Origin of the sequence: Trinickia dinghuensis, from assembly GCF_003367175.1 — a bacterium.
In the GTDB taxonomy this organism is placed as follows: Bacteria; Pseudomonadota; Gammaproteobacteria; order Burkholderiales; family Burkholderiaceae; genus Trinickia; species Trinickia dinghuensis.
In genome coordinates this window covers 1-12211 of record NZ_QRGA01000019.1, presented here as the reverse complement: position 1 = coordinate 12211, position 12211 = coordinate 1, and the positions used below count along the sequence as shown (strand labels likewise).

Below are 12211 nucleotides of genomic sequence, written 5' to 3'. Positions count from 1 at the left end.
TCCGCTCAAAAATCGCTGTCGAGGCCGTCTTGCACTTGCTCGGCGGCGCGCAGCACGGCGCGCGCCTTGTTCTCGGTTTCTTGCCATTCCGATTCGGGCACCGAATCGGCGACGACGCCCGCCGCCGCTTGCACGTACAGATTGCCGTTGTGGATGAGCCCCGTCCGGATCGCGATGGCCAAGTCCATTTCGCCCGTGAACGACAGATATCCGACCGCGCCGCCGTACAGACCGCGCTTGACGGGTTCGAGCTCGTCGATCAATTCCATCGCGCGCACCTTCGGCGCGCCCGAGAGCGTGCCGGCCGGGAACGTCGCGCGCAGCACGTCGAAGTTCGTCGTGCCGGGCTTGAGCTTGCCTTCGACCGAGCTGACGATGTGCTGCACGTGCGAGTATTTTTCGATGACCATTTTATCGGTGACGGCGACCGAGCCCGTCTGCGCGATGCGGCCGACGTCGTTGCGCGCGAGATCGATCAGCATCACGTGCTCCGCGATTTCCTTCGGATCGTTCAGCAGTTCCGTCGCGAGCTCGGCATCGCGCTCGGGCGTATTGCCGCGCGGACGGGTTCCGGCGAGCGGCCGAATCGTGACGATCCGATCCTCGCCGCGCTTTTCCTGGCGCACGAGAATTTCCGGCGACGCGCCGACCACGTGGAATTCGCCGAAGTTGTAGTAATACATGTACGGCGACGGATTGAGCGAGCGCAGCGCGCGATAGAGCGAAAGCGGGTTGTCGCGGTACGGCTTGATCAGGCGCTGGCCGACTTGCACCTGCATGAGTTCGCCCGCGGCGATGTATTCCTTCGCGCGGCGCACGGCATTGAGGTAGTCGTCGCGCGCGAATTCGCGGTAGATCTCCGTGCGCACGCTCGGCGAGGTCACCGGCGGCTGCACGGTCGTGCGCAAGCGCTGACGCAGCTCGCGCAGCCGCTGCTTGGCGCGCGCGTAGGCTTCGGGCGCAGTCGGATCGGCGTAGATGACCAGATAGAGCTTGCCGGCCAGATTGTCGATGACCGCCACTTCCTCGGTCAGCAGCAATTGAATGTCGGGCAGGCCAAGATCGTCGGGCGGTGCGGTGTGCGCGAGCTTCTTCTCGATGTAGCGGACGGCGTCGTACCCGAAGTACCCGGCGAGGCCGCCGGCAAAGCGCGGCAGTCCGGGGCGCTGAGCGACCTTGAACCGTGCCTGGAACTGCTGGATGAACTCGAACGGATCGCCTTCGTGTGTTTCGACGACTTGGCCGTCGCGCACCACTTCATTGACGCCGTTTTTCGTGAGGACGAGCGTGCGTGCCGGCAGGCCGATGAACGAATAGCGGCCGAACCGTTCGCCGCCGACGACCGATTCGAGCAGGAACGAGTTCGCTCCGCCGCGTTCGGGCTGGGCTAGCTTCAGGTAAAGGGAAAGCGGCGTCTCGAGATCGGCGAGCGCTTCGGCGATCAGCGGAATGCGGTTGTAACCCTCGTTGGCGAGGGACTGAAACTCGAGTTCGGTCATGTTCCGATCCTGTTCGAATGGCCGACGCAGACGTTGCTCGCTAACGAGCGAAGCCTTGCAGGCGGCAAGCCTTGAGCGCACGGTCGCAGCGACGAATGCGAAAAACGCGCGGGTGCGATCGTTCGGGCGATACGGCGAATAGTGCGCGAATGCGCGGCGAAATCAAAAAACGGCGCCGAAGACAAGCTTCAGCGTACCTCGAAAGAGGTTAGCGCGACGAGCGACGCCAGGGCCAGGCTCCCCGGTCGATGCTGCTCGGACTCCGTTTTTTGTTCAGAAACATGAGTGGATGACTTTAGGTCGTCAGCAATTGATCGATTGATCCGTTGCGCCGGAGCCGGACGGAGGATTCACGATGAACCCCGCAGCCTCGAGCAACGTGGCGACTATACCATCCGAATTTATCGTTTGTATAGCTTTGCCGTGGTTGTAGCCGTACGGCACCGTCAACGTGGCCATGCCCGCCGCGCGGCCCGCCAGCGCGTCGTTCTCGGAGTCGCCGATCGCCACGGCCTCGCTTGGCTCGACACCCATTGCGTGGCACGCCGCGAGCATCGGCAGCGGGTCCGGCTTTTTGCGCGCGAGGCTGTCGCCGCCGAGAATCACCGAGAAGTAGCGCGCGAGCCCGTATTGTTCGAGCAGCGCGACGGCGAAGCGATGGGGCTTGTTCGTCACGCAAGCCAGCCGCACACCGGCTTGCGCGAGGGCGGCGAGGCCAGATTCCACGTCCGGATAAAGCCGCGTGTGGCGGCCATTGACCTCGGCGTAGTGGGCTTGATAGCGATCGAGCGCGCCGGCGAAACGCGCGCTGGTTTCCTCAGCCGAAAACCGCGCGGCCAGCACGCTGCGAACCAGATGCTCGGAACCTTTCCCGACATAGCCGACGACTTCCTCGCGCGAGACAGGCTGCGCGCCGAGATCGCCGAGCATGCCGTTCAGGCTGGCCGTGAAATCGTCGGCCGTATCGACCATCGTGCCGTCCAGATCGATGACGGCGGCCTTCAAGCGTTTCGCGTTCGCGGGCTCGGCTTGTTCGTCTTGTGCGGCGGCATGCCGGTTTGGGGCGGCGTTCGTGCTCATGCGCGTGCACCGGCCGTGGCGGTGGCGAGCTCGCGGCGCATTTCGTCGATGACGGCGCGATAGTCGGGCTTGCCGAAGATGGCCGAGCCGGCGACGAACGTGTCGGCACCGGCCGCCGCGATCTGCGCGATGTTCTCGACCTTCACGCCGCCGTCCACTTCGAGATGAATCTCGCGGCCCGTGCGCGCTTGATAGGCATCGATTCGCGCGCGCGCCTCGCGCAGCTTATTCAATGCCTCGGGAATGAACGACTGGCCGCCGAAGCCCGGATTGACCGACATGATCAGCACGAGGTCGACGCGGTCCATGACGTGATCGAGATAATTCAGCGGCGTGGCCGGGTTGAAGACGAGCCCGGCCTTGCAGCCGTGATCGCGGATCAGCGAGAGCGTGCGGTCGATATGGTCCGACCCTTCCGGATGAAAGCTGATGATGTTCGCGCCGGCCTTGGCGAAGTCGGGCACGATGCGATCGACGGGGCGCACCATGAGGTGAACGTCGATGGGCGCTTGCACGTGCGGTCGGATCGCTTCGCACACGAGCGGACCGATCGTGAGATTCGGGACGTAATGGTTGTCCATCACGTCGAAGTGAATCCAATCGGCGCCGGAGTCGATGACGTTGCGGACTTCTTCGCCGAGCCTTGCGAAGTCGGCGGAGAGAATGCTGGGAGCGATGCGAAATTGCGTCATGGCGAGAGAAACGAGATAGCCGAAGAAGGGCGGTTTAGGGCTGCTGAGGGTTGCACAGGGCCGCCGGGCGGAAAACTCGTATTTTACCGCGTCGGGCTCGCTCGTATTTCGCTACCGCCGTGGCGGTTGCGGCCGGGGTTCGCATCGATCAGAATGCGAAACCGGCAGCCGCGATCCTTCAGAGAACCCCATCACGATGAGCCAGTATCAATTCAGCGTGTCGGCGCAGACGCGCTATTTGCCCGAGCAGTCCGATCCGGAGCGCCGGCAGTATGCGTTCGCCTACACGCTTACGATCCGTAACACGGGCCAGGTGGCGGCGCAGCTGATCGCACGCCACTGGATCATCACCGATAGCGAGGGCCACGTGCAGGAGGTGAAAGGGCTCGGTGTGGTCGGCCATCAGCCGCTTCTGCAGCCGGGCGAGCAATTCGAGTACACGAGCTGGGCCGTGATCGAAACACCGGTCGGAACGATGCGCGGTGCTTACTTTTGCGTGGCCGACGACGGCGAGCGCTTCGATGCGCCCGTGCCCGAATTCGCGCTGCACATGCCTCGTACGCTGCATTGACGCACCGCGGGCGCGAAGCGTACGGCGCGGCAATGCAAGAAGATCTCTTCTCTTCCTTTCGCGGCTTATTTCCGAGCTTATGGACTCCGAACTTACCGGCGTGCTCCGCGATCGCCCGCGCTTGCCCCCGTCCGCCCGTCTTTCTTCCTACCCGACATCGTCCAGACGACGATGATCACGAGCAATGCCAAGGCGGCGAGCGCCTCGAGTGCGAAGATCAGCATCGGGTATTCGTTTAATAGAGCGGACATGGCGATTTCCATAAAGAGCGAACATTGTATGCGCATTCCCTCGTCGTTCCTCGGCCGGGTGGCCGCTCTCGCGGCAGCCGTGCTCCTGGCCGCGTGCGGCGGCGGAGCGATCGTGCGGCCCGCCGCCCCCCCGGGCGGTGTGCCTTCCGTGACGGGAGCGCTGTCGCCCGGCCGGCTCACGCAGGTTGCGTGGCAGCAGGTGCCGGGATGGGCCGACGATTCGCTGATCGGCGCGGCGGCCGCGCTGCGCGAGAATTGCCTGCGAGTCGGGCAACTGGCCAATTGGCGACGCGCTTGCGCGGCGGCATCGCAGCTCGACGATCTTGACGCCACCGCCACGCGCTCGTTCTTCGAAACGTATTTCACCCCCTTTCAGCTCGCCAACAGCGACGGATCGGTCGACGGTCTCGTCACCGGCTATTACGAGCCGCTGCTGCACGGCGCGCGTACTCGGCGTGGACCGTATCAATACCCGCTCTATCATTGGCCGTCCGGCTATCGGCCGGGCACGGCGCTGCCGCCGCGCGCCGAACTCGAACGCTCGGGCCTGCTTCAGGGCAACGAACTCGTCTGGGTCGACGACCCGATCGAAGCGTTCTTTTTGCAGGTGCAAGGGTCGGGACGCATCGTGCTCGACGATGGCGGTGTCATGCGCGTCGGATTCGGCGGCACGAATAACCAGCCTTATCGATCGATCGGCCGGTGGCTGCTCGATCACGGCGAGATCACGCCGGCCCAGGCTACGATGCAAGGCATCAAGGCCTGGGCGCGTGCGAATCCGGCGCGCTTGACGAGCCTGCTCGACGTGAATCCGCGATTCGTCTTCTTCCGCGACATGCCGCCGACACAGGCGGCATCGGACGGCGGCGACGGGCCGATCGGCGCGTTGGGCGTGCCGCTCACGCCGGAACGCTCCATCGCCGTCGATCCCTCGTCGATTCCGCTCGGCACGCCGGTGTTCTTGGCGACGACGCGGCCGTTCACGAATACGCCGATGAATCGGCTCGTGTTCGCTCAGGATACGGGCAGCGCGATTCGCGGGGGGGTGCGTGCCGATTACTTTTGGGGGCTGGGCGACGATGCCGGCGATCTGGCCGGCAAAATGAAGCAAGCCGGGCGGATGTGGCTGCTGCTGCCTAATTCGTGAGCTTTGTGGATGCGTGCGTAGCCGGCTGCGCGCATGGATTGAGTGCGGCTCGGCGAAGGTTGATGAGGCTTGGCGAGCGGCCGGCCAGTCATAGCCGGCCGCACCTAGGCGGCCCTAGCTTGGCGGCCCAGTCCCTTCGCGCCTAGCGTTAAACCGATCGTTTATCGACGACGCGCTTCGCCTTGCCGACCGATCGCTCGATGCCGTTCACCGGTAGAACGTTCACGACAGCCGTCACCCCGATCAGCGCTTTGATGTCATACGCCAGTGCGGTTTTCGCGGCCGCGAGTGCCGTGTCGTCGGCCCGCGTGTCGGGGCAGGGCTCGACGTTCAGGGTCATCACGTCGAGCGGTCCTTCCTTGGTGAGCACGATCTGGTAGTGCGGCGCCAGCGACGGCTGCTTGAGCAGCAACTCTTCGATCTGCGTCGGGAAGACGTTGACGCCGCGTATGATCATCATGTCGTCCGAGCGCCCCGTGATCTTTTCCATCCGGCGCATGGTGCGCGCGGTGCCGGGCAGCAAGCGCGTCAGGTCGCGCGTCCGATAGCGGATGATCGGCAACGCTTCTTTCGTGAGCGAGGTGAAGACGAGTTCGCCGAATTCGCCGTCGGGCAGCACTGCTCCCGTGATCGGATCGATGATCTCGGGGTAGAAGTGATCTTCCCAGATCGTCGGGCCGTCTTTCGTCTCGACGCATTCGGAGGCGACGCCCGGGCCGATCACTTCGGACAGGCCGTAGATATCGACCGCGTCGATACCCATGCGTACTTCGATGGCGCGGCGCATGTCGTTTGTCCAAGGCTCGGCACCGAAGATGCCGATGCGCAGCGAGCAGTGCGCCGGGTCGACGCCTTGCCGTTCGAGTTCATCGGCGATCGACAGCATGTAGCTCGGCGTCACCATGATGATGTCGGGCTTGAAATCCTGGATCAGCTGCACTTGCTTTTCAGTTTGGCCGCCGCCGAACGGGATCACCGTCAGGCCGGCACGTTCGGCACCGTAGTGCGCGCCGAGCCCGCCCGTGAATAGGCCGTAGCCGTAGCTGATGTGCACCTTGTCGCCGCGCCGGGCTCCGGCCGCGCGGATCGAACGCGCGACGAGATTGGCCCACGTGTCGATGTCCCGCGCCGTATACCCGACGACGGTCGGCTTGCCGGTGGTGCCCGACGATGCGTGGATGCGCGAGATTTTGTCCTGCGGTACGGCAAACATCCCGAACGGATAGTTGTCGCGCAAATCGCTTTTCGTCGTGAACGGGAAACGCGAGAGATCGGCCAGCGTTGTGAGGTCTTCCGGGCGCACGCCCGCCTCGTCGAACTTGCGTCGATAGACGACGGAGTTCTCGTAGGCGTGCTTGAGCGACCATTTGAGCCGTTCGAGCTGCAGGGCGGCGAGCTCGTCTCGGCTCGCGGTCTCGATCGGATCGAGCGGCAGCGCGGTGTTCATCGCATGTCTCCTATTTCATTAAAAAAATAGCTGCCTGCGGGCATGCGAACGCTGCCCGTCGCGTATGGCAAATGGCGTTTCGCGAGCAGCCGCTTGCGCCGGTGAGGTAGGCCCCGGCGCAAGCGGCTGCTGCGTCACGTGGGCGGAATCACGTGTCCCTTGATGTTCGCGGACTTGCCGCGGAACATCGCGACCGTTTCTCCGGCGCTATTGGTGACACGAATGTCGTATATCCCGGTGCGCCCGCTGAGCGTTTGCTCGACGGCCTCGGCGGTCAGAACGTCTCCACCGTGAACCGGGCGCAAGAATTCGATCGAGCATCCCGACGCGACCGTATTGACGTTGTACGAATTGCAGGCGAACGCGAATGTCGAATCGGCTAGCGTGAAAATGAGCCCGCCGTGGCAGATCGCGTGTCCGTTGAGGAAGTCTGCGCGCACGGTGGCGCGCATGCGCGCATAGCCGGGCCGTACTTCGGCGAGTTCGAAGCCGAGCGCTTGGCTGCAGGCATCCGAGTCGTACATAGCGTGTCCGACCGCGCGTGCCAGTTCGTCCGGCGACATCGATAGCGGGGTAGCGGCCGCGCGCGTTGCTTGCCAGTCTGAAGCCGACATCTCAACGCCCCTCGAAGCGCGGTGCGCGCTTCTGAATGAACGCTTGCACGCCTTCCGTGTAATCGTATGAATTGCCGAGTTCGCGCTGCAGATCGCGTTCGAGGTCGAGTTGCTGATCGAGCGTGTTCGTCGCGCTCGCACGCATGGCACGCTTGATGGCGGCAATGGCACGAGTGGGTTGCTGGGCCAGTTGGGCGGCGAGCGCTTTGGCGGAAGCGAGCAGTTCGGCGTCGTCGACGACCTGCCAGACGAGCCCCCAGCGCTCCGCCTGTTCGGCGCCGATCTTCTCTCCCGTGATGGCGAGGCCGAGCGCGCGCGCCATTCCAAGACGCTGCGGCAGAAATGCCGTGCCGCCCGAATCGGGGACGAGACCGATCTTGACGAACGATTGCGCGAAGCTGCTCGATCGAGCAGCGATCGCGATGTCGCAGGCGAGGGCGAGGTTCGCGCCTGCGCCGGCCGCAATGCCGTTCACGGCTGCGATGACGGGCAGCGGCAGTGCCTGGAGACGGCGCACGAGCGGATTGAAGTGTTCGTCGATCAGCGTGCCGAGGTCGGTCGATGCCCCCGGCTCGAAGCTCAGATCCGCGAGATCCTGGCCTGCGCAAAATCCGCGTCCCGCGCCCGTCAAAACGAGCGCGCGCACACCTGCTTCGACCGCCTCGTCCAGTGCGGCGCTCAATTCCTTATGCATCGCACGCGTGAAGCTGTTCAGCTTCTCGGGACGGTTCAGCGTCACCGTGGCAACGTGCGCGGCGGCGTCGATTTCGACGCGAATCGCTTCATATTGCTGCATTCAATCGTCTCCTCATTGGCTCCATCGCGCAGCCGGGGCGGAAATCGCCGGCTGCGCTTGGTCGGTTACACGCGCTCGATGGCGAGAGCGATGCCTTGGCCGACGCCGATGCACATCGTGCACAGCGCGTAGCGGCCGCCGGTGCGCTCGAGTTGATACAAGGCGGTGGTAATGAGCCGTGCGCCCGATGCGCCGAGCGGATGGCCGAGTGCAATCGCGCCGCCGTTCGGGTTGACGCGAGGGTCATCTTCGGCGACGCCGAGCATGCGCAATACCGCGAGGCCCTGCGAAGCGAATGCTTCGTTCAACTCGATGACGTCGAATTGCGAAAGCGACATCTCGAGCCGTTGCAGCAGCTTCTGAGTGGCCGGTGCCGGCCCGATGCCCATGATGCGCGGCTCGACGCCCGCCGTTGCCATGCCCATGACGCGTGCGCGCCGGCGCAGGCCGTACTGGGACGCCGCTTCGTCATTGGCGAGCAGCAGCGCGCAGGCGCCGTCGTTGACGCCCGATGCGTTTCCTGCCGTGACCGTCCCGTCTGGGCGCACGATGGCTTTGAGTTTGGCCAGCGCTTCGAGCGACGTTTCGCGCGGATGCTCGTCGCGTGCCACGATTAGCGGTTCGCCTTTCTTCTGCGCAATTTCGACGGCGGCGATCTCTTGCGCGAGCGAGCCGTCCTGCTGGGCGCGCGCCGCCTTCTGCTGGCTGCGCAGCGCGAAAGCGTCCTGATCCGCGCGGCTCACCGAAAACTGCGCCGCGACGTTTTCGCCGGTCTCGGGCATCGAATCGATGCCGTATTGCGCCTTCAGGCGGGCATTGACGAAACGCCAGCCGATCGTCGTATCGAAGATCTCGGCTTGCCGGGCAAAGGCGCTCGATGCCTTGCCCATCACGAACGGCGCGCGCGTCATGCTTTCCACGCCGCCCGCGATCATCAAGCGCGCCTCGCCGGCTTTGATCGCACGCGCGGCCGAGCCGACGGCATCCATGCCCGAACCGCAGAGCCGGTTGATCGTGGCGCCCGGCGCATCGGTCGGCAATCCGGCCAGCAGCGCGGCCATGCGTGCGACGTTGCGGTTGTCTTCGCCTGCTTGGTTCGCACATCCGTAGAGGATGTCGTCCAGCGTGCGCCAGTCGACGCCGGCGTTGCGCTCCATGAGCGCCTTGATGGGTACGGCCGCGAGATCGTCGGCTCGAACGTCCTTCAGTGCGCCGCCGTAGCGGCCGATCGGGGTGCGAATGGCATCGCAGATATAGGCATCGGTCATTGGATGACTTCCAGTGAACGGGGCCCCGCCAACACGACAGGGCCTATCGACTCAATATTAGGAGAGCCGGCGAACCGGCTCCATTCGGCCGGACGGACTATGCCGTTCGGCTGACTTACGCGGACTGCTCGCGCGGCGCAACATGGATCCGGCTTTGAACGACTCGGAAGCGATTCGCAACGAACGCGGCGTCGGTCAAAGCGGCGTTGGCCGCCGGGTTCGCGCCCGTGCCGTGGAAGTCGGAAAACGCCGCCGACTGATTCACGAACACGCCGCCGGTCAGGTTGATCGAAAGCGCAACGCCTCCGTCGATCGCCGCATCGTGCGCCGCTTCGATCGTCGCCTCGTCGGTGCTGTACACGGACAGTGTCAGCGCGCCGTGCCGCGCCGCGAGCGACGCGGCCAATTCGAGCGATTGCGCAGTCGAATCCGTGGCGATCACGAACGAGATCGGGCCGAACCATTCGCCGCTGAACTTCGCCGAATCTTTGGCGGCGTCGAACTGCAGCACGAGCGGCGTGCGCACGCGCGCTTGCGGGAAGGCGGGATGTTCGAGCGTTTGGCTGTCCGCGAGCACGTGGCCCAGCGAGCGCGCTTCGTCGATCCGGCGTGCGATGCCGTCGTTCTGGATCGCACCGATCAGTTCGACCGCTCGCGCCGGGTCGGCCACGAGCTTTTGCACGGCGCCGGCGATTGCCTGCGCCACTTCGTCGAAGCTAGCGTGGCCTTCGGCGGTGCGAATGCCGTCGCGAGGCACGTAAATGTTCTGCGGAGCCGTGCACATTTGGCCCGAGTACAGCGCAAGCGAAAAGGCGATATTGCGGACGGCGGCTTTCAGGTCGTCCGCCGAATCGACGACGATTTGGTTGACGCCGGCCTTTTCGGTGAACACTTGCGCTTGGTGTGCGTTGCGTTCGAGCCAGGTGCCGTTTTGCGTGCTACCCGTGAAGTCGATGAGCTTGATTTCCGGACGCAGTGCGATTTCCTGCACGAGCGGGCCGTCACCCGGCTCCGTGGCGAGCAGCGTGACCACGTTCGGATCGAATCCGGCTTCGCGCAACACGTCGCGAGCAATTCGGACGGTGATGGCGAGCGGCAAGATCGCTCCCGGGTGCGGCTTCACGATTACCGTGTTGCCCGTTGCGAGATCGGCAAACAGTCCCGGGTAGCCGTTCCACGTGGGGAACGTGCAGCAACCCAGCACGAGACCGATGCCTCGGGGCACGACCGTGTAGCGCTTGCGCATGGCCAGCGGCGGGTTCTTGCCTTGGGGCTTCTCCCAGTGCGCGCCAGCCGGCACGCGGCGCAGTTCGTCCCAAGCGTAGGCGACGGCCTCGAGCGCGCGGTCTTGCGCGTGTGGCCCGCCGGCTTGGAAGGCCATCATGAACGCCTGGCCGGTGGTGTGCATGACGCTGTAGGCGATCTCGAAGCTCGCGCGATTGAGCCGCGCGAGGATTTCGAGGCTCACGCCGGCCCATGCTTCCGGGCCGGCCTTGCGCCAGCTCCGTTCGGCCGCGGCGGCGGCGCCGATCAGCGCGTCGACGTCGGCCTTGGGGTAGCGAACGCCGAGCGCGAAGCCGAACGGCGATTGCTCGGCGCCGATCCAATCGCCGGTGCTCGGCTGGTCGAGCGGGAATTCGTGATCGAGATGCGCCTTGAAGGCTGCTTCGCCGTCCGCGTTACCGGTTTCCCCGTACACTTTGGGGCTCGGCATTTCTGCGAAAGGGCTCCAGTAGCCGCGCGAGGCGATGGCGTCGAGGGCGTTCTTCAGCGTGTCTTCGTGCTTCGCAAATAGAGGATGGGTCATAGCGAGACAAGGGGCAGGCCAGGCGTTGGTGGGAGCAGGCCGGTAATCAAAGGAGAGGCGTCGTATTAATTAACCGACCGACCGGTTGGTTGGCGAATGTTAGCATTGTTTCCGGGCGGGTGCGAAAGCTTTTCTTGCCCGGTCGATACCTAAGGAGGATGGATGAGCTACGAAAACATTCTGGTCGAAACGCGTGGGCGTGTCGGCCTCGTGACGTTGAACCGGCCGAAGGCGTTGAACGCGTTGAACGACGCGCTGATGGACGAACTCGGTGCTGCGCTCCAGGCGTTCGACGCCGACGAGAACATCGGCGCGATCGTCGTCACCGGCAGCGAAAAGGCGTTCGCGGCAGGTGCCGACATCGGCATGATGGCGACGTATACGTATATGGACGTCTACAAGGGCGACTACATCACGCGCAATTGGGAGACGGTGCGCACGATACGCAAGCCGATCATCGCGGCCGTGGCCGGCTTTGCGCTCGGCGGCGGGTGCGAGCTGGCCATGATGTGCGATATCGTCATCGCGGCCGATACGGCGAAATTCGGGCAGCCCGAAATCAAGCTCGGCGTGATGCCGGGCGCGGGCGGCTCGCAGCGGCTGCCGCGGGCCGTATCGAAGGCCAAGGCGATGGACATGTGCTTGACCGCGCGGTTCATGGACTCGGCCGAGGCGGAGCGGGCGGGGCTGGTGTCGCGGATCGTCCCGGCCGCCACACTGCTCGACGAGGCGCTGGCCGCGGCCGCGACGATCGCCGAGTTCCCGCTTCCGGCTGTCATGATGATCAAGGAGTCGGTGAACAGCGCCTACGAAACCACGCTTGCTGAAGGCATTCGTTTCGAGCGCCGGCTGTTCCACTCTTTGTTCGCGACGGAGGATCAAAAAGAGGGGATGGCCGCGTTCCTCGAAAAGCGCAAACCGGTGTTCAAGAACCGCTGACACAATCCCGTCAAATTTCGCTTGCACGACTCACGGAAGGCGCCTAGAATTGCGCCCTTTCGTGCAGTCAGTGTGACTGAACGAAGAGAAGCGGGGCCTT

11 protein-coding genes are annotated in these 12211 nt (G+C 64.5%); 3 read left to right on the top strand and 8 right to left on the bottom strand.

Annotated features, from left to right (window positions below):
- Window positions 1-5: 5 nt before the first annotated feature.
- The 3 genes from trpE to rpe form a co-directional block, all read right to left on the bottom strand.
- Entirely contained in the window at window positions 6-1499 is a 1494-nt protein-coding gene (gene trpE / locus DWV00_RS27970) for an anthranilate synthase component I (protein WP_115536880.1), read from the bottom strand.
- Window positions 1500-1802: 303 nt separating this feature from the next.
- Window positions 1803-2579 carry a phosphoglycolate phosphatase gene (locus DWV00_RS27965; protein ID WP_115536879.1) on the bottom strand — a complete coding sequence of 259 codons (777 nt, stop codon included), beginning with the start codon at window positions 2577-2579 and terminating at the stop codon, window positions 1803-1805.
- A complete protein-coding gene (gene rpe, locus DWV00_RS27960; RefSeq protein WP_115536878.1) occupies window positions 2576-3271 on the bottom strand; it encodes a ribulose-phosphate 3-epimerase in 696 nt (231 codons plus the stop codon). Before rpe ends, DWV00_RS27965 begins: the two co-directional genes overlap by 4 nt.
- A 196-nt stretch (window positions 3272-3467) precedes the next feature.
- Between rpe and apaG the strand changes: the two genes are divergently transcribed.
- Window positions 3468-3842, top strand: a complete 375-nt coding sequence (apaG, locus tag DWV00_RS27955; RefSeq protein ID WP_115536877.1) for a Co2+/Mg2+ efflux protein ApaG — start codon at window positions 3468-3470, stop codon at window positions 3840-3842.
- Window positions 3843-4013: 171 nt separating this feature from the next.
- On the top strand, window positions 4014-5240 hold the full coding sequence (mltA, locus tag DWV00_RS27950) for a murein transglycosylase A (protein WP_115536876.1): 1227 nt from the start codon (window positions 4014-4016) through the stop codon (window positions 5238-5240).
- 148 nt (window positions 5241-5388) lie between these two features.
- Here mltA and paaK read toward each other — a convergent pair whose 3' ends face one another.
- The 5 genes from paaK to paaN all read right to left on the bottom strand — a co-directional run bounded on the left by paaK (window position 5389) and on the right by paaN (window position 11172).
- On the bottom strand, window positions 5389-6687 hold the full coding sequence (gene paaK, locus DWV00_RS27945) for a phenylacetate--CoA ligase PaaK (protein ID WP_115536875.1): 1299 nt from the start codon (window positions 6685-6687) through the stop codon (window positions 5389-5391).
- 134 nt (window positions 6688-6821) lie between these two features.
- Window positions 6822-7301: a hydroxyphenylacetyl-CoA thioesterase PaaI gene (gene paaI / locus DWV00_RS27940; protein WP_115536874.1), complete on the bottom strand. Its 480-nt coding sequence runs from the start codon at window positions 7299-7301 to the stop codon at window positions 6822-6824.
- Window position 7302: 1 nt separating this feature from the next.
- The gene (gene paaG / locus DWV00_RS27935) at window positions 7303-8097 is read right to left on the bottom strand and encodes a 2-(1,2-epoxy-1,2-dihydrophenyl)acetyl-CoA isomerase PaaG (protein ID WP_115536873.1); all 795 of its coding nucleotides are present in this window, start codon (window positions 8095-8097) and stop codon (window positions 7303-7305) included.
- 65 nt (window positions 8098-8162) lie between these two features.
- The gene (pcaF, locus tag DWV00_RS27930) at window positions 8163-9365 is read right to left on the bottom strand and encodes a 3-oxoadipyl-CoA thiolase (RefSeq protein WP_115536872.1); all 1203 of its coding nucleotides are present in this window, start codon (window positions 9363-9365) and stop codon (window positions 8163-8165) included.
- A gap of 115 nt (window positions 9366-9480) precedes the next feature.
- Complete coding sequence (paaN, locus tag DWV00_RS27925; RefSeq protein ID WP_115536871.1) at window positions 9481-11172, bottom strand: phenylacetic acid degradation protein PaaN; 1692 nt, start codon at window positions 11170-11172, stop codon at window positions 9481-9483.
- 162 nt (window positions 11173-11334) lie between these two features.
- Between paaN and DWV00_RS27920 the strand changes: the two genes are divergently transcribed.
- Window positions 11335-12111 (top strand): enoyl-CoA hydratase, encoded by a 777-nt coding sequence (locus DWV00_RS27920; RefSeq protein WP_115536870.1) that lies wholly within the window; start codon window positions 11335-11337, stop codon window positions 12109-12111.
- Window positions 12112-12211: the final 100 nt, after the last annotated feature.